This is a genomic window from Streptomyces sp. NPDC059875, from assembly GCF_042731085.1.
Lineage (GTDB): Bacteria > Actinomycetota > Actinomycetes > Streptomycetales > Streptomycetaceae > Streptomyces.
In genome coordinates this window covers 25,981-44,468 of the sequence record NZ_JBHWJZ010000046.1, presented here as the reverse complement: position 1 = coordinate 44,468, position 18,488 = coordinate 25,981, and the positions used below count along the sequence as shown (strand labels likewise).

Annotated in this window: 10 protein-coding genes; 1 reads left to right on the top strand and 9 read right to left on the bottom strand. The window is 73.9% G+C overall.

What is annotated here, in order from left to right:
• On the bottom strand, positions 1-828 hold the full coding sequence (locus ACFV9D_RS35005; RefSeq protein WP_385155674.1) for an enoyl-CoA hydratase family protein: 828 nt from the start codon (positions 826-828) through the stop codon (positions 1-3).
• Between the two features lie 251 nt (positions 829-1,079).
• Here ACFV9D_RS35005 and ACFV9D_RS35000 point away from each other — a divergent pair, with 251 nt between their 5' ends.
• Complete coding sequence (locus tag ACFV9D_RS35000) at positions 1,080-1,580, top strand: ATP-binding protein (RefSeq protein WP_385155671.1); 501 nt, start codon at positions 1,080-1,082, stop codon at positions 1,578-1,580.
• On the opposite strand, the gene ACFV9D_RS34995 is transcribed toward ACFV9D_RS35000, so the two are convergent.
• The 8 genes from ACFV9D_RS34995 to ACFV9D_RS34960 form a co-directional block, all read right to left on the bottom strand.
• Positions 1,477-2,997, bottom strand: coding sequence for an amino acid permease (locus ACFV9D_RS34995; RefSeq protein WP_385155668.1), 1,521 nt, complete (start codon positions 2,995-2,997; stop codon positions 1,477-1,479). The two genes, ACFV9D_RS35000 and ACFV9D_RS34995, sit on opposite strands and share 104 nt — an antisense overlap.
• 136 nt (positions 2,998-3,133) lie before the next feature.
• Positions 3,134-4,153, bottom strand: coding sequence for an ornithine carbamoyltransferase (argF, locus tag ACFV9D_RS34990; protein WP_385155665.1), 1,020 nt, complete (start codon positions 4,151-4,153; stop codon positions 3,134-3,136).
• A 145-nt stretch (positions 4,154-4,298) separates the two neighbouring features.
• Positions 4,299-5,531: an arginine deiminase gene (locus ACFV9D_RS34985; RefSeq protein WP_385155662.1), complete on the bottom strand. Its 1,233-nt coding sequence runs from the start codon at positions 5,529-5,531 to the stop codon at positions 4,299-4,301.
• 49 nt (positions 5,532-5,580) lie between these two features.
• A complete protein-coding gene (locus tag ACFV9D_RS34980; protein ID WP_385155659.1) occupies positions 5,581-7,929 on the bottom strand; it encodes a hypothetical protein in 2,349 nt (782 codons plus the stop codon).
• Positions 7,929-10,181, bottom strand: a complete 2,253-nt coding sequence (locus ACFV9D_RS34975) for a hypothetical protein (RefSeq protein ID WP_385155656.1) — start codon at positions 10,179-10,181, stop codon at positions 7,929-7,931. Before ACFV9D_RS34975 ends, ACFV9D_RS34980 begins: the two co-directional genes overlap by 1 nt.
• Positions 10,178-12,670, bottom strand: a complete 2,493-nt coding sequence (locus tag ACFV9D_RS34970) for a hypothetical protein (RefSeq protein WP_385155653.1) — start codon at positions 12,668-12,670, stop codon at positions 10,178-10,180. The genes ACFV9D_RS34975 and ACFV9D_RS34970 overlap by 4 nt, the downstream gene beginning before the upstream one ends.
• Positions 12,667-15,981 carry a tubulin-like doman-containing protein gene (locus ACFV9D_RS34965; RefSeq protein WP_385155650.1) on the bottom strand — a complete coding sequence of 1,105 codons (3,315 nt, stop codon included), beginning with the start codon at positions 15,979-15,981 and terminating at the stop codon, positions 12,667-12,669. The genes ACFV9D_RS34970 and ACFV9D_RS34965 overlap by 4 nt, the downstream gene beginning before the upstream one ends.
• A 39-nt stretch (positions 15,982-16,020) precedes the next feature.
• On the bottom strand, positions 16,021-18,486 hold the full coding sequence (locus ACFV9D_RS34960) for a VWA domain-containing protein (protein WP_385155647.1): 2,466 nt from the start codon (positions 18,484-18,486) through the stop codon (positions 16,021-16,023).
• Positions 18,487-18,488 lie beyond the last annotated feature (2 nt).

Here is an 18,488-nt window from a genome sequence, read left to right as displayed (position 1 = left end):
TCACCGCCCCCGCCACTTCGGGGCCCGCTTCTCGGTGAAGGCCGCGTGGAACTCCGCGTAGTCCTCGCCGTTCATCAGCAGCGCCTGGGTGGCGGCGTCCAGCTCGACGGAGGCCGCGAGCGGCATGTCCAGCTCGGCGGTGAGCAGGGCCTTGGTCTGGGCGTGGGCGAGGGCGGGTCCGTCGGCGAGGCGGCGGGCCAGTGCGGCGGCGCGTGCGTCGGCGCCGCCCTCCTCGGTGACCTCGCTGAGCAGGCCGATCCGCTCGGCCTCGGGCGCGCGGACGGGCTCGCCGAGCATGAGCAGCCGGGTGGCGTGGCCGAGGCCGACGACCCGGGGCAGCAGATAGGCCGCGCCCATGTCGCCGCCGGAAAGCCCGACGCGGGTGAAGAGGAAGGCGAAGCGGGCGCTCGGGTCGGCGATCCGGAAGTCCGCGGCGAGCGCCAGGACGGCGCCCGCCCCGGCCGCGACGCCGTGGACGGCGGCGATCACCGGGAAGGGGCACTCCCGGATCGCCCGGACGACCTGTCCGGTCATCCGGTTGAAGTCGAGCAGCTGGGCCGTGTCCATGGAGAGCGTCGCGCCGATGATCTCGTCCACGTCGCCGCCGGAGCAGAAACCGCGGCCCTCGCCGCCGAGGACGAGGGCGCGCACGGCGCGTTCCCGGGAGAGTTCGGCGAGCAGATCGCGCAGGTCGGCGTAGGCGCCGAAGGTGAGCGCGTTGAGTTTCTCGGGGCGGGCGAGGGTGACGGTGGCGACACCGTCGTCGATGGCCAGGCGCAGATGGTGCCAGCGCTCGGTGCGGGGTGCGGAGCCGGTAAAGGGGCTCATACGGGACGGCCTCCCTTCCTCCTGTTCGGAGCGTATCACCGCATTGTGACTGTCGTCACGAGTGCGCGATAGAGGAGGAGGCGGGGCGACCCGGCCGAAGGTCCCGACCAGCGGGTGACCCTGGACCCTCCTGCAAGGGAGGGGGTGCCCATGGATTCCGCTTTTACGGTTCGTAAGGTTGAAAGCAGGACGTCTCGGGACGCGCCATCGCGTCGTCCGCCCTCCCCCATCCCCTGCGAACGGACGCTGCCATGGTCGAAGCCGGCGAGCCCACCACGTGGCGCATCCAGCTTCCGCACACCACCGCCGCCGTGCCGATCGCCCGCGCCCTCGTCCGTACGGCACTCACGGATCTCGACGCGCCCGCCGACAGCGACACGGCCGAGCTGCTGACCGCCGAGCTCGTCGCCAACGCCGTCGAGCACACCGACGACGAGGACCCCATCGAGCTGGTCGTCGAGCTGCTGCCGGGCGGCTGTCAGGTCGAGGTGCACGACCGGCGCCCTGCCCGCCCCGGCGAACTGATCGGCCCGGAGCCGGGCGAGCGGCCGGACCCCTGGCAGGAGCACGGCCGCGGCCTGCTACTCATCCGCGCGCTCAGCAGCGACTGCGGTCACCGCCCCACCGCGCACGGCAAGGCGGTCTGGTTCACCCTTCCCGCGGTACCGGCACAGCGTCGGCCGGAACAGCGTCGGCCTGCGCGGGAGCAGCCGGCGCCGGATCGGCCGACGGAGCGGCGGCCGACCGAGTAGCGGTCGGCGCGGGCGCCGTCGCGACCAGGCGCGAGTTGCGGCGCCCGTAGCCCGCGTACACCAGCGCCCCGACGGCCAGGAAGACCGCGAACTGCAGCCAGGTCTCCCAGCCGGTGCCCCAGATCAGATACAGGCAGAAGCCGACGCCGAGCACCGGGCTGAGCGGGTACAGCGGCACCCGGAAGGAGCGCGGCAGCTCGGGGTCACGGCGGCGCAGCACGATCACCGCGACGTTCACGACGGCCATGACGGCGAGCGTGCCGATCGTCGTGAGCCCGACGACGACGTCGAGCGAGGAGAACGCGGCCGGGACCGCGAAGACGGCGGCCACGATCCAGGTGTTGGCCACGGGGGTCGCGCTCTTCGGCGAGACCCGTTCGAAGACCCGCGGGACGAGTCCGTCGCGGGACATGGACATCAGGATGCGGGTCTGCCCGTACATCACCGCGAGGACGACGGACGCGATCGCGACGACCGCGCCGAAGGCGATGACGCCGCCGCCGATGGTCGACCCGGTGACCCGGTCGACGACGAGCGAGAGCGCGGCCGGCTGGCCGGCGACGTCGTCGGCGCCGAGCGCCCCGATCGCGGAGAGCGCCACCGCGCCGTACAACACCGTGACGACCCCGATGCAGATGAGGATGGCGAGGGGGATGGTGCGGCGGGGGTTCTTCACCTCCTCGCCGGCGGTGGTGATCGCGTCGAAGCCGATGTACGAGAAGAAGGCCACCGAGGCTCCCGCCGTGATCCCGGCGGCGCCGTGCGTGGCGAACGGCGAGAGGTTCCCGTCCTGGAAGGCGGTGAAGCCGATCGCACAGAAGAGGATCAGGATCCCGATCTTGAGGACGGCCATCGCGGCCGTCGCCCGGGCGCTCTCCCGGACCCCGCGCACCAGCAGCACGGCGGCGAGGAGGATGACGACCACCGCGGGCAGGTTGACCACGCCGCCGTCGGCGGGACCGGCGGAGAGCGCGGTGGGCAGCTGCAGACCGATGAGGCTGTCGAGGAGCTCGTTGAGGTACTGGCTCCAGCCGACCGCGACCGCGGACACCGAGACGCCGTACTCCAGGAGCAGGCACCAGCCGACGAGGAAGGCGACGCGCTCGCCCAGACTCGCGTAGGCGAAGGAGTAGGAGGAGCCGGAGACGGGGATCGCGCTGCCGAGTTCGGCGAAGGACAGTGCGGTGAAGATGCAGGTGATCGCGGCCAGCACGAAGGAGATCACGACGGCGGGGCCGGCCTCGGCGACGCTGTCGGAGAGGCCGACGAAGATGCCGGTGCCGACGATCGCGCCGACGCCGAAGCAGGCGAGCTGGAAGAGGCCCATCGTGCGCTTGAGGCCGTGGCCCTCGAGGTCCGCGCCGGATTCGGCGATCAACTGCTGGGGGGATTTGATCCGCGACGCGGACGGGGACATGCGGTGGTTCTCATCTCTGATCGAGCCCGCGCGAGGTCGCGCGCATGCGAGTGGGGTCCGAGCGTGCGAGCTCGAACCCCACCATTCGATCCGATGGTAACCACGGGTGCGCATATACACCCAATCGGACGTATCGCTATTCGGCGCCCGGGCTCGCGCCGGCGAGGGTCGCGACGAGGACCGCCTTGATCGTGTGCATCCGGTTCTCGGCCTCGTCGAAGACGACGGAGTGCTCCGACTCGAAGACCTCGTCGGAGACCTCCAGCTCGGTCAGTCCGTGCCGGGCGTGGATGTCACGGCCGACGGCCGTGCCCAGGTCGTGGAAGGCCGGCAGACAGTGCAGGAACTTCACGTCCGCCTTCCCCGTGGCGCGCAGGACGTCCATGGTCACGGAGTACGGGGCGAGGTGGGCGATCCGCTCGTCCCAGATCTCCTTGGGCTCACCCATGGAGACCCAGACGTCGGTGGCGACGAAGTCGGCGCCGTGGACGCCCGCGGCGACGTCCTCGGTGAGCGTGATCGTCGCGCCGCTCGTCTCGGCCAGCTTCCGCGCGGAGGCGACGATCTCCGCGGCCGGCCAGTACGCCTCCGGGGCCACGATCCGCACGTCCATGCCGAGGAGGGCGCCGGTGACCAGGTAGCTGTTGCCCATGTTGAAGCGGGCGTCGCCGAGGTAGGCGAACGTGACGGCGTCCAGCGGCTTGTCCGTGTGCTCGGTCATCGTCAGGACGTCGGCGAGCATCTGGGTGGGGTGCCAGTCGTCCGTCAGACCGTTGAAGACGGGGACGCCCGCGTGGGCGGCGAACGCCTCGACGTGCGCCTGGCTGTCGCCGCGGTACTCGATGCCGTCGAACATCCGGCCGAGGACGCGGGCGGTGTCCTTGACCGACTCCTTGTGCCCGATCTGCGAACCGGACGGATCGAGGTACGTGGTGGAGGCACCCTGATCCGCGGCGGCGACCTCGAAGGCACAGCGGGTCCGGGTCGAGGTCTTCTCGAAGATCAGGGCGATGTTCTTGCCGCGCAGCCGCTGGACCTCGGCACCAGCCTTCTTGGCCGCCTTCAGCTCGGCGGCCAGGCCGATCAGACCGCGGAACTCCTCGGCGGTGAAGTCCAGCTCCTTGAGGAAGTGGCGGCCGATGAGGTCGGTGGCCATGGGGTGCTCCTGGGTACGGTCGGGGGCGGCGAATCGGGGCGACGAACGTGACGACGAGCGGCACGACGAACGTGACGACTGGAAGTCTATACGTTAACCAGTATGGCTATACAGACCTGGCGCCCACTCGTCGCCCCGACCGGCCTCACACGGCGTCCCGCTCCACCGGACACGACATGCAGCGCGGGCCGCCCCTGCCCCGCCCCAGCTCGCTGCCCGGGATCTCGATCACCTCGATGCCCTGCTTGCGCAGATGCGTGTTGGTGGTGACGTTCCGCTCGTACGCCACGACGACGCCCGGCTCGACGGCGAGGACGTTGCAGCCGTCGTCCCACTGCTCGCGCTCCGCCGCGTGGACGTCCTGCGTCGCCGTCAGGACGCGGACGTCCTGCAGCCCGAGCGCGGCGGCGATCGCGCTGTGCATGTGCTCCGGGGGATGGTCGGTGACCCGCAACGACTGGCCCTCGTCGCCCGGTTCGATCGTGTACGAGCGGAGCATGCCGAGCCCCGCGTACTGCGTGAAGGTGTCCTGGTCGACCATCGTCATCACCGTGTCGAGGTGCATGAACGCCCGCCGCTTCGGCATGTCGAGCGCGATGATCGTCCGGGCCGACCCGGCCGCGAACATGCCGCGGGCAAGCATCTCGACCGCCTGCGGGGTGGTCCGCTCACTCATCCCGATGAGCACGGCGCCGTTGCCGATGACGAGGACGTCCCCGCCCTCGATCGTCGACGGATAGTCGGACTGCCCCTCCGACCAGAGGTGGAAGCTGCCCGCCTCGGGGCCGGTGAAGAGCGGATGGTGCTTGTAGATCGCCTCGAAGTGGACCGTCTCGCGCTGCCGGGCCGGCCAGCGCATCGCGTTGATGGAGACACCGTCGTAGATCCAGGCGGAGGTGTCCCGGGTGAAGATGTGGTTCGGCAGCGGCCGCAGCACGAAGTCGTCCAGGTCCATGACGTGGAACCGGACCGAGGTCGGCTCGCGGTGCGCGGCCAGGAACTCCCGCTTCGTCGCCCCGCCGACCAGTGCGTCGGCGAGTTCGGCGGCGTCGAGGGAGTCGAAGGCCGCGCGCAGATGGTCGGCGGCCAGCGGCCCGTACTCCTTCTCGTCGAAGACCCGGTCGAGGACGAGCTTGCGGGCGGCGGGCAGCTCCAGCGACTCCCGCAGGAGATCCCCGAAGAGATGGACTTCGACGCCCCGGTCCCTTAGTACGTCGGCGAATCCGTCGTGCTCCTGCCGGGCCCGGCGGACCCAGAGCACGTCGTCGAAGAGGAGAGCGTCCTTGTTGGAGGGTGTCAGCCGCTTCAGCTCCAGATCGGGCCGGTGCAGGATGACGCGGCGGAGCCGCCCGGTCTCGGAGTCGACATGGAATCCCATGCGCCCATCCTGACGGAGCCGGGCGGCTCGCGCGTGGTTCTCGCAGCGGTCAGCCGTCCCCTGTCATGTAGTACGAAATGATGAAGATCACCAGGAGCGCCAGCACCGCGACGATGACGAAGACGATGACCCGGTCGTCGCCGGCGGACGGGGCGGGGGGAGCTTCCTGGCGTGGGGGCGGCGGCGGGGGTGGTGCGGGCCGCGACACCGGGGCCGGAGCGGCCGGGGCGGGGCGGCGGGGCGCCGGGGGCTGGGCGTAGGCCTCCCTGAGGAGCGCCCGCCAGACGCCCTCGGGGAGCCCCGGCCGCTCGTCGTCCACGATCTGCCGGAACGCGGACCGTGCGGCCGGGAGCGGGCTCGACCGGAGCCGGGACAACAGCGCCGCGAGCGCACCGGCCGGGACGTCGCCCTCGTCGAGGAGCGGACGGACGGCCCAGCGGTGGAGCGCGGCGGCGTTGGCGGCACGTTCCGCCTCGGTGGGCTCGCCGTGGTGGGTGGAGCGGGGGGCCGTCACGAAGAGCTCCTGGGCGATCACGAGGTCCCGGAACTCCCTGCGCAGCCGAGGGTCCCAGGACGGCAGGCGCCGGGCGACCTCGTGCATGAGCAGGGTGGTGACGGCGTACGGCTGGGGTCGGCGCAGCGCGTCGAGCAGTTCCCCGTCGCCACCGGCCCGCACGCGCGCCTCGGCATCGTCGCCGGCGGCGGCGAGCCGCCGTACGAGCCCGGTCTCGACGACCCGCCCCCGCCGCCGCACTCGCGGCACCCGCCGCCGCGCCCCACCCTCGGGCCCGTGCCACACCGCGTCCACGACGGACACCCCACCGGAATCGTGGCCCAGCGCCCGGCCCGCGACCGGCGCATCCCGCGGCACGGGCGGCACGACACCCGGGCGGTACGGCCCCAAGGCCTCACCGCGGTTGCGGGGCTCGGGGCCCTCTCGGTGCGGACCGGCAGCCGCGCCGCCGTCGGAGAGCGGGCGCGCGCCGCGGGGCTCGGTGGCCTCGCGGCGGGCGCGCGCGTCGCGCTCCTCGTGGAGCCCACGAAACACGTCGGGTTCGACGTCACCCCCCTCCCGGGGGCCCCGGGGTTCGGGGGCTTCGCGGTGGGGGGCCGCGCCCTCGCCGACGTCGGAGAGCGGGCGCGCGCCGCCGGGCACGGAGCCCTCGCGGTACGGCCCGGCGCCCTCGCAGCCGCCTCGGGGTTCGGGGCCCTCGCGGTGGCGGGCCCCGCCCTCGCCCTCGGAGAGCGGGCGCGGGCCGTCGCGTTCGACGGCTCGCGCCTCGCGCGGCGGGTCGCCGGTCTCGCGGCCGTCGCCGGGTGTTGCGGGGGCGGGATCCTCCCGGCGTACACGGGATCGCGAGTCGTGGGGTGCGGGGGGCACCCCCGTGTCCCAGGACACCCGCGGCGCGCGGGCGGCGGAGTCGTCACGGGGCGGATCCCCAGCGCCCTCCGGTCCCCACGGGTCGCGAACGGCCACCCCGCGGCCCGGGTTCGGGTCGTCGTACGTCTCCCGGCGCGACGACGCGTGGTCGAGGGCGGTCAGGGCCCGTTCCGCCGTCTCCAGCAAGGGGAGGTGGTCCGCGCCCGGCACCGCGCACAGCGCGTCGGCGACCGTCGCGCCCTCGGACCGGGCCCGCAGGTGGTGGTGGACGAGCCGGGCCGCGATGTCCTCGGCGCGGTCGCCGAGGCGTTCGCGTGGATCGACGCGTCGGCGGTCGGTGTTCCGGCTCGCCGCCCCCGCCCACTTGCCGACGAACACGAAGCGCAGCGCGGGCAGTTCGAGGGTGTCGTGGCTCGCGAAGGTCCAGCGCCGGTCGGGGAAGAGCCCGCCGAACATCCCGTGCAGCCCACACAGCACGGCGGGCGCCGCGTCCCCCCGCTCGTCGAGCAGGGTGAACCTCGCCTTCGGGTTCCGCAGCAACTCGGCGGTGGTCCCGATGAGTTCCGCCTCGACCCCCGGCAGGTCGAGGGCCCCGAACCCCCGCCCGGCCGCGCGCACCAGGGCCTGTGCCGGTACGACGGGGAGCGGGCCGCGCACGTCGGCCAGGGGAAGCGCGGCGCCCTCCCAGTTCCAAGCGTGCAGCCCGAGACAGGTGGCGGGGTCGAGCAGCTCCGGCGGTCCGACGAGCGCGTGGCAGATCGCGGAGGACCGTCCCCCGGGGTCCGTCCACGGCGTACGGCGGATGAGCAGGACCCCCGCGCGCTGGTGCAGCCGGAGCAGCGCGGGCCGGGTCTCCTCGCCGCTCGCCCGCAGCAGCGCGCCGAAGATCCCGAAGAGCGTCTCCACCTCCTCGCGCGACGCCGACCAGGCCACGGGGCCGAACCCCGTACTGCCCGAGAGGTTGTCGCTGTCCCAGCGGAAGACGATCTGGTCGACCTCGTTCTCCGACCGCGCCATCAGGCTCTCCCCTCGCTCGGTTCCGCCTCGGGAAGCAGCCCGCACATGGCGAAGATGGACAGCAGCGGCGCGAGGACCCGGCGCGACCGGGCCCCGTGCGGGAAGCGGTCCCCCTTCGCCTGCCCGCCCGTCGCCGCGACGAAGTGCAGCGTGCAGCGGGCACAGTCGTCGAAGGGCTTGAGCCAGGCCGGGCTCGCGTGATGGGAGAGGAACGCGTAGGCGTCCCGGCTCTCGGCGCGCAGCGCCTCCCGGTCGAGCCGCGGCGGCAGCGCGCGGCCCAGCCAGCGGTCGACGGCCGGTTCGAACCGCACCAGGTCGGACTTGTTGACGGCGATCGTCGCCGGCGCGCCCACCAGGCCGCTGTTCTGCCGCGGGATCCGGTTGAGGACGGTCGTGAACGCCTCGTCGCCCAGGTCCCGGCGCGGCAGTCCGTTCTCCTCGCGGGCCGGGTCGAGCGACGACAACCGCAGCGCCCGCAGCGGGTCCAGGACGAACACGAAGGCGTCGACCCCCATCAGGAAGCGGGTGACCTCCCCGTCCTGCGCGAGGTCCTCACCGGCCAGGTCGAAGAAGACGACGGGCCGGGGCAGCGCGCCGCGCGCGGAGACCAGCAGCCCGTCGGCGAACCGGGCGAAGGTCTGCTGGCCCGTACGGCCCAGCTGCCGCCCCTGCTGCAGACTCTGCACCCGCTCCCGCAGATAGGTGCGGTGCGCCTCGGGGTTGAGCGGCAGACACTTCAGGCCGTACGGCTCCAGACCGCCGAGCTCGACCTCGCCGAGGATCGCCGCGAGCAGATGAGTCTTGCCCGCGGCGGAACTGCCGACGAAGGCGATGGACAGCGGCTCGCCGTTGGTGAGGTAGGGCACCGGGAGTTCGTGCGCCTCGTCGCCCGCGCCGGCGTGCGGGCACAGGTGGTACGCCTTGCGCAGCGCGTCCTGCCGGTGCGCGGGACGGTGCTCGCCGCTGAGGTCGAGCGGGATCCGGTTCCCCTTGGCGTCGATCGTGACGAGCAGGCTCTCGTCGTATTCGACGGGGAGCAGGCAGTGCGGGCACATCCGTCCCCGCGTCGGCGGCGGCGAGGGAGTCGGCGCCGGGGCGGCAGGGTTCGCGGCCGGGCTCGGGTCGGGGTCGTCGCCGCCGAAGAGCCGGGAACGCAGGGAGCGCTTCGGCGACACCAGGTCGTACGATTTACGCGGACCGTCGTACGCGTCCCGTGGACCCTCGTACGGGTTCCGTGGACCCCCGTACGGGTTCCGTGGGCCCTCGTACGGGTTCCGTGGACCTTCGTACGGTGTGCCCGGGCCGTACTGGAGCGCGTCCTGGCTCTGCCCGGTCGCCCTCGACGCCTCGCGCTTGCGGGCGAGTTGGGCGTCGAAGTCGGCGCGGCCCCGGCTGAGCGGATCGGCGGTGCCGACCGCCGTGGCGAGCGGATCGGGGACGTGGAGCAGCCGCATCAACTCGGCGGGGGACGGCCGCTGAGCCGCCTCCGTGGCGAACAGACCGCTCTGTTCGAGCGCCGCGAGGCGCCGGTAGTCGCCCAGGTCCTCGGGCGGGCCCTCGCCCCTGTCGGGGTGGCCGGAGAGCAGGTAGTAGCCGAGCCTGGCCACCGACCACAGGTCGTCGCGGGTGTCGGCCGCGCCGCGGCCCGCCCGCTGCTCGGGCGAGGCCCACGGCGCCGCGCCGAACGCCTCGCGGGCCTCGCCGGCGCGCAGCGCCGCGTACGGCTCGCACAGCCGCACATGGGTGCCGTCCCAGCGGACGGTGTCGGGCGCGATGGCCCGGTGCACCAGCTCGGCCTCGCCCAGGAGACGTACGGCAAGGGCGAGTTGGGCGATGACGAGCTGCTGTTCGTCACCGCCGAGGCGGTCCCGGCACTCGGCGAGCGGGGTGCCGCCCGGCACCCGGTAGAGGACGAAGGGCTCGGCGCACTCCAGGTCGAAGCCGATCACCCGGGTGAAGACCTCGCCGAACTTCTCGGCGCCGTAACGCCGTTCGAGGGCGACGGCGGCGGAGACCTCGCGTTCGAGCATCCCGTACGCCCGTGGGTCGCCCTGTGCGGAGAGCGGCAGCCGGAACTGGAGGACCGGCCAGCCCGCGCTCAGCGTGACGTGCCGGGCCAGGACACCGGGGCGGCCGGGGAGCCTGCGGTCCTCTCCGTAGCGCACGGCGAACCTGATCTGCTCCTCCGTGTGCGTGAAGAACTCCAGCTCCTCCTGTGGCCCGGGGCGCTGTGCGGCTTCCGTGTCGATCATGACGCTCCCGCCCCCTCTTCCCTGACGATGCGCACCACGTCGCCACGCAGCGGTACGAGCCGCAGGATGCCCGCGTGGCGTCCCGCGCGCGTCCACACCACGTCCTCGGCCGTGCCCCGCCAGATGTCGTCGCCCGTGGCACCGCGGCGCATCGCCTCGGGCACGAAGCGGACCTGGCGGGACGCCGAGGGGTCGTGGGACAGCATCCGCAGATGTTCGGGGCCGCACAGCGGGACCGTACGGTCGGGGTCGTCGTCGGCCGCGAGCAGCCGGGCGACCGCGTCCGGGGCGACTCCGGTGAGCCGGGCGGCGTCGGGGCGTTCGCCCCGGTCCTGACGTTCGCCCCGGTCCGCGCCGCCGGGCGGCGGGGAGGCGGCCACGTCGCGTTCCAGCCGGACGCGCGTCTCGTGGAGCAGTTCCGTCAGCCGCTCGTCGAGCGGCAACCGGCCGGCGTTCGCCGGATCGCGTTCGATCCCGGCCCAGCAGCTGTCGAGGATGCGTACCGTGCCGTCGACGAGGTCGGCGACGAGTGTGTCCACGAGGGCCGGTCCCCCGTCGCCGTACCGGCGTTCCAGCCAGGGGGGCGCTGAACCCAAGGTCGGTGGGCCGGTGGCGGGAGCCGGAGCGACGGGTGGCGCGGCGGCGGGCGCCGGGTCCGGACCCGGGGGCGAGGCCCGGTCCGGCGCCGGGTCCGGGAAGGCGGTGTGGCGACCGCCGGTGCCCGGCGGCGGGTCCTCCGGCACGTCGGACCAGGCGTCGTCCCCCGCGCTGTCCGCCCAGTCCTGCCAGTTCCAGGCCGCGGCCCCGGTCACCGGGGTGTTCGTGGGCTCCTCCTTCTCCCCGCCGTCCTCGTACCCGTACGCGTCCGCGGTGGCCGCGAGACCGCGCAGGAGCCGGGCGACGGCTCCGGCCCCGTCCGAGCAGTGGTGGCGCACGTCGGCGAAGAGCCAGTCGTGCACCGCGGTCGTGACGACGAGGGCGTGGATCTCCCCCAGCACCCGGCCCGCGCTCTCCGGGTCCACCCGGGCCCACCAGTCGTCCACGGCCCGCTTCCAGTCCCGCAGCGCGAGCGCCACGACGGTGGCCACGGCCACCGTCAGGGTCACGGCCCCCGCCCAGAGCGGAAGGCCGAGCAGCTGGCCCACGCCCGCTCCGGCGGCCCCGCCGACGAGGCCGCCGAGGAGCCGGGGCGCGGCGCCCGTGCTGCCTCCGCCGTCGAGCCGTCCGTCCGGGGAGCGGTTGGGCCTGCGCCGCAGCATCAGATGGGCGAGAAAGGCGCTCAGCACCCCGACGGCGGGGCCGAGGGCCCACCCGGCGCCGTGCCAGAGTCCCGCCAGGAACGCGAGGACGGCGGTGACCGCCGCGGCCACGGACCGTGAGCCTCCGGCGATGAACGGATGCTGTGCGGAAAGGCGGTTCATCTTCTCCCGGCCGCAGATCTCGTCCAGCCGGGCGAGCCGGGCTGCGCTGCCCGCCGGAGCGGTGCGCGCCGAGAGGGCGGCGAGCCGGGCGGCGACGGACCGCAGCGGGAGCCGTCGCCCGATCAGATCGTGGGTGTGGTCGCGGAGCGCGGGGACGATCCCCGCGCGCGAGATCTCCCGTGGCATCTCGGGCAGTTCGATGCCCCGGTCCCGGAGGTTCCCGCGGTGTTCGGCGGTGAGCCGCGTGCCGCCGGCGGCGGCGAACGCGTCGGCGACGGCGGTACGGAACCGGGCCAGGGCGCCCGCCACCCGCTCGATGTCGCCGGGCAGGTCGAGCGAGCGGCCGGACCCGGTGAGCAGACCGGCGGGCCCCCGCACCCGCGCATGGCCCTCGACGGCGTCGTCCAGAGCCTCCTCGCAGGCGCGCAGCAGCGCTCCGGCCCGCCCCCGGACCGGAAGCCAGTCGTGATCGGAGAGGGAGCGGGGGACGGACTCGTCCAGGAGCAGGGCGAGTTCGCCGGGCACCGTCTCGGCGGCGGGCGCCTGGGCCGGGACGTCGGGTCCGGCAAGCCCCTCCACCGCCTGCCGCCAGGAGCGCGCACGGGCCTCGTCGGTCAGATCGTGCTCCAGAACGCGGGCGGAGGGGACGGCCACGCCCTGCACCACGTCCGCGAGCGCCCGCAGCACGGCGTCGAACACCTCGGGGGTGGACAGGACGTCGACGAGCGGCCGCAGGGCGCCCTCGTCGGGGTCGTCGAGGAGCCACAGCACACCGGCTCCCGGCGGCCGCAGGGCCAGCGAGCGGCGCAGGACCCGCTGCCCGGGGGCTCCGACGGCGAGGCAGACGACCCGCGCGGGACCGTGGGACGACAGGCGTTCGTACAGGAGCTGATGGGCGACGAGCCGGTCGGCGTCGTCGAGGACGAGGAACCGTCGTTCGCCGCCCCTGGGTTGCGGGGCGTCGAGCGCCGTGCGCACGGCGCCGTCGGGGTCGTGCCCTCCGTCCCGCAGATCGAGGCACACGGCATGGCCGGGCACCGGGTGGTCCGGGGTCGCGCGCGGGCTCACTCCTCCTCACCGTCCATGGCCCAGGGGTTGCGGGTGTCCTCGGACTCCCGCGCCGGCCCGGGCGCGGGGTCCGGCTGGGGCGCCTGTCGAGGCAGGTACGACGTCCGCGGTTCGTACGCGTGGGGCGGCTGTTCCTCCCGTACGGGCTCCGTGACCGGCGCGGGGGGCGCGACCGGCGCCGGGGCCGGGGCGTGGCGGTCGAAGAGGGCGCGCAGGGTGGGGCGGGTGGCGAGGCCCGCCCCGGAGAAGCGCATGTCCAGGGCGCCGGGGAAGGTCACCTCCCAGAAGTGGCGCAGCGGCGCGAGCCACTCCGCGTTCTCCTCCCCGTACTCCGCGGCCATCTCCTCGATCCGGACGAGCTGGCGCGGGGCGACCTTCTCGACGAAGTGGACGAAGAGCGGCGAGGGGCCGACCGGCGTGCGGGCGAGCCCCTTCGGCAGCGCGCGCATCAGCCGTTCGCAGAACTCCTCGATGATCCGGCCCTCGTCCAGCAGCGCCCAGCGCTCGTAGGCGCGCAGCAGCCCTGCCCAGCTGGAGAGCGCCCCGTCGAAGCCCTCCAGGCGCAGCGACATGGTCGCGGACTCGCCCTCCTGGAGCCGGATCCGGACCGTTTCGGGGGAGTCGGCGGGGCCCTCGATCGTGATGTGTCCGTTCCACATCGCGTTGAGCAGCCGGTGCAGGATCCGCTGCCGGTCCTCCTCGGTGGAGACCAGCCAGTCGTCCTGGTAGCCGAGCCGCTGCCGCCAGTGCAGGAAGTCGTCCTCGCCCGCCGAGTCCCGTGCCTCCGCCCAGAGTTTGAGGACGCTGCGGACCTCGGAGATGTCGGTGAGGTTCATCCCGCTGCGGAAAAGGACCACGGTGAGGGAGTCGGTGTCCACGGCCCGGTACTCCTGGGTCGCCCCGGCCGGCAGGTTCAGCGCCTCGGCGAGGTAGTCGGCCGCGCGGGCGTCGGACTCGCTCGCCGGATGCACGATGAGGATCTTCAGGGGTCCGCTGCCGTCGGGGCTGAAGCCGACCGGGAGCAGCCCGGCGAGACCGGACCTGAACTGCTCGAGCCAGCGGACGTCGATCTTCGATTCGGCGGACTCGTCGCCGGACGCGGCCCGCAGCAGCAGCTCCATCGAGGGCAGCAGCGGACGCGTGTAACGGTCCTCGTTGGCCTCGCCGAAGAGCCGCTTGACGCGCTGTTCGACGACCTGCTTGATCTCCTTGACCGGGGCGCCGGGCGAGCGGCGGACGGCGTCCAGGGCCGAGCGCCAGTCCTCGGGCCGGACCAGCCGGCCCAGGAGGGTGGCGGCGTCCACGTTCTCGGGCAGCCGCTCGCTCTGCGCGAGCCGGTCGAGGACGTCGTCGTAGAAGGCGCGCAGGCTGTTCTGCGGAGGCAGCAGATAGGTGATGCCGGTGCGGTCGTCGCGGTAGAGCTCGCGCCTGCGGTCGGCGAAGAGCCGGCCCTCGTCCTGTTCGTGGGCGCGCAGCGCCTTGGTCAGCTCGCCGAGGTCGTGGACGATCCGGTGCAGCGGGTCCCGCCACTGCGGCTCGCCCGCCTGCCAGGCGCCGTGCCACAGCTTCCGCGCCCGCCACTGGTACCAGTCCTGCTGCTCGCCGAGTGCGTCCTGTACGTCGGGATCCGTCCATCGCGCCGGTACGAGGCCGGCGGCGGTCCGCCTGATGTGCGGGATCACGGGGGCCGCGGTCTGGACGTGCGAGGGCCGTTCGGGTTCGTTGCGGCGGTTGTCGAGCATGCCGGTGAACCCCTCCCTGGCGATCCGTTCGGGGTGGCCGGGCAGCCCGTTCAGGACGGCCTCCAGCTGGAAGGGCCCGATCTTGTCCAGCAGTTCACGGGCGCCGGCGCTCGGTTTGAACTCCTCGATGAGGCGCGGGACTTCACGGTCGAGGTTGGTCTCCAGACGGTCGAGCGAGTCCTGCATGTCGCCGAGCCGGTCGCGCAGCGCCTTGGTGATCGCCCGGCTCCCCCGCGGGAGTTCCTCGGGGTCGGGCACGTCCGGGGCCTCCCGGGTCCACAGCCGGCCGACGCCGGAGCGGTTGAAGAGTTCCCGTACGAGCTCGGGAGCCTCGGACGAGGGCCGGCGTGCCTTCTCGGTCATGCCGCGGACGGCCTGGGCGAGGAGGCGGGCGGCGACGATCTCGGCGAGGTCGTCGACCGGCACGGTGAGGGAGGCGGCGAGACTGCTGGACATGCCGCGGTAGCCGATGCCGGTACGGGCGGGGGTGGACCGTTCCACCGCCTTGTTGACGAAGCTGGCGGCGAAGGACTGGTAGTCGTCCTCGCCGCGGTTGCCCGCGCCGCCGGTGTCCTCGCTGAGTTCGGTGCCGATGAGGGACATCACCATGGCGGTGATGGAGCGCCGCAGGTCCTCGGACCGGATCACGGAGGGCTTGGAGAAGAGGAAGGCGGTCTGCACGGTCGAGGGCCGCAGCGCCACGACGCCCTCCCCCGGGTAGTGGACGCCGATGCGGCCCCGCTGTGCGACGTCGCCGACCTCGTCGAGGGCGTTCGGCACGTTCTGGTCGTCGACGAGCCGCGAGAGGTCCACCAGGGCGCGGGCCGCGTTCAGTTCGGCCTCGCGGCCCCCGCCCGCCTCCGGAGGGAACGCGGAGGGCATGACGACCAGCGGATAGATCTTCACGCCGCGCACCTTCGCGTGGCGGAACTCGTGCCCGATGAGATGGAGGAAGTCGTAGAAGATCCCGGCTCCGGTGCCGCCGGCCACCGAGAAGGCGACGAAGACGTCGCAGCCGCGGATCCGGCCGCCGCCGACCCGCTGGAGGTCGCCGGCCGAGGTGCCGATGGCGCTGATCGCCTCGCGCAACTGGCGCAGGACCGGTTCGAGGCCGGAGCGCATCGTCGCGAACAGCGCGGCGCGGCCCACGGTCGGCAGCTGGCCGGCGCCCGCGTGCAGGGGCGCGACGCGGGGCTGACGGACCTGGGGCGGCAGCCACGAACGGGTCTCCTCGTGGAGGGCGATCCGCAGCATGCGGGTCACCTCGGGTGAGGAGTCGAACTCGGCCGGCAGCAGGTCGCGGACCATCCTGGACGTACGGGCGAAGGCCTGCCCCTCGGACCCCTTGGCCCGGAACTGCGGCTGGCGCAGCAGGTCGCCCTCGCTGAAGTCGGCGTACACGAACTGGAGGCATTCGGGCAGCTGGAAGGGCAGTCGCTTGCCCCCGTCGACGAGGTCGGTGCCGTCGGGGCCGCACAGTTCCCTGCGCAGGCTCCGCTCCAGTTCGCTGCCGATGCGTCCGCCGGTGCCGCCGAGGCCGACGAAGAGCATGGGCTGGTAGATCTTCATGTCGTGTCTCCCCTTGGGACCCTGTGGTGCGTGGTCCGGTCAGAAGTTCGGGTCCCATGTGCTGGTGGTCGTGGGCTGCTCGGGGCGGCCCGCGTCGGTTCCGGAGGACGTACGGCTCCGGTCGCCGTCGCGGCCGCGGCCTGCTTCTCGGTCGCCGGGGGCGGGGGTGCGGCGGGTGACACGGTCGCGCCAGCCGCCCGCACCGCGGGTGCGGCCCGAGCCCGTCGCTCGACCGGTGCCGGTCGAGCGGCCGATGCCGCCCGGGCCGTCCGAACGGCCGGGTCCGGGCTGTCCGGCACGGCCGGTGCGGCGGCCGTCGCCGACGACGAGCTCGAAGTCGTCGAGCCCGGCCGGCACCCCGGGTCGTACGCCGAACTCCCGCCCCCCGTGCGGGCGCAGCAGCAGTTCGCCGCCGCCCGTACGGCGCAGCCGGTGGGCCGAGGACGCCCCGCGGGCGCGGCGGAGCGCGGGCGCCGCGCCGCGCGCCTCCTCGACCGTGAAGAGGTACTCGCCGCCGACGCTCTGGCCGCTGCGGACGGTGAGCGTGCTGAGGGACTGTCCGTCGCGGAGCAGTTCGAGCCGGACCCCGGTCAGGTCCTTGCGCCGGCGCCGGGCGGCCAGCCGGATGCCGGCGACGGCGCCGGCGAGCAGGACGGCCGCGGCCCCGCCGAGCACCGCCCACCACCACCGGTCCCACCAGGTGGGGGGCGCCTCGACGCGGACGTCCAGGAAGGCGGTGTCGAGGACCCGTCCGGCGTCCCCGGTGTCCAGGACCTCGACCTGGCCGCCGAGTTCGCCGACGGGGGTGCCCTTGCCCACGGTGACGGTGAAGTCGACGCGGGTGCGCCGCCCCGCCTCGGCGGTGACCGTGGCCGGGGACAGCGTGAGCTCGGAGCCGGCCGCCTGGTCCCGCAGGGCGAGGCTCAGTCGGTGCGGGCCGCTGTCGTTGTTGGTGACGTCGAGGGTGCCCCGGACGGTGGCCCCGGGATGCACGGTCACCCGGTCGACGGTGAGCCCGGCGGTGACGGCGGGGGTGCCGTCCGTCGTACGGAGGTGGTGCACGCGGCGGTCGGAGGTGACCCCGGGCGCTGCCATGTCCGCGACGAGCTGCAGGGCTCCCGTGGCGGAGGTCGGGACGGTGATCCGGCCCGTGAACCGGACGTCGCCCGCCCTGCGGTCGGGGGCCTTCCCGTCGTCGGCGAGACGGACGGTGACCGGGGCGAAGCCCTCGCCGCTCAGCACGGCGGAGACCGTGACGCCCTGGAGCTGTGCGGGGTCGGTGATGACCACACCGCGCCGGGTCTGCATCCGTACCTCCACGACGGCCTCCTCGCCGGCGCGCGGCGAGGCGGGGTCGACCGTGACCTCGGAGCGCAGCCGGCCCTGCCAGATCGCCCGGACGGCCACCTCGCGGTCCCGGTGGCCCTCCGGGGCCTCGATGTGGACGCGCCAGCGGCCGGGCATCGGGTTCTTGACCCGCAGCGCCTCGACCGGTCCGTCCTGACCGCTGACCTCGAAGGTGGAGCCGTCGAACTCGCCCTGTGTGTCCACCTTGCGGCCGCTCGGGTCGTAGTAGGTCACCCGCACCTTGGGGTCGTGCTTGGCGACCGTGAGGGAACCGTCGGTGGCGATGGGCGGGATGGTGACGGACAGATCGGCCGGCGGCTTGCCGACGGTGCCGTGCGCGATGCGCGCACAGCGGGCGGCCGCAAAGGTCTCCTGGAGCGCCTTGTCGATCTCCGCCGCGGTGTCGACCACCCGCATCCTGGGGGTGGCCTCGGGCAGGTCGGCGCAACGGCCGCGGTGGCCGCCCTCGGCCATGGCGGTGAGCGCCGCGCGGTCGATCTCGCCACCGAAGCCCAGCGGCCAGACCTGGACGGACGCCGCCCGGGCGCGGGCGAGTTCCTCGGCGAGCCGCTTCTCGCCGTTCGACTGCCGGTTGGCCTTGTCGGTGCCGTACTCCGGGCTGTCGCTCACGTCGAGCTTGCCGTCGGTGAGCAGGAAGACGACCTTGGGCGTGTCCCTACGGCCGTTCTCGGTGAGCCGGGCGACGGCCTGGCGGATCGCGGCGGGGAAGTCGGTGCCGGGGCCCATGCGGGCGGCGTCCCGCCGGGTCAGCTGGGGGACGCAGTCGCTGAGCCGCTGGCGGCCGGCCGCGTCGGCGACGGTGAGCGGGCAGACCTCGCGCACCGGGGACTGGCCGGCCTTCTCGGAGCTGCCGAAGCCGATGACGGTGGCCCGGGAGCGTTCGGATATCTCACCCTGGCTGAGCAGGGCGGCCGCCTCCGTCTCGAGGGCCAGGTCCTTGTCGGCGAGGCTCGCCGACTGGTCGACGACGACGGCGAAGTCGATCGGGTCGGGACCGTCGTCCGGGGCGTTCGGGGTGGTCGGGGCGGCGGGGGTCCGCGGGGTCGCCGCGTCCGCGCCGGTCGTGGCCATCGGACCGGAGAGCGCGAGCAGCGCCCCGGCGAGGAGCAGGACGCCCCCCGTGTGTCTCGACTGCATTG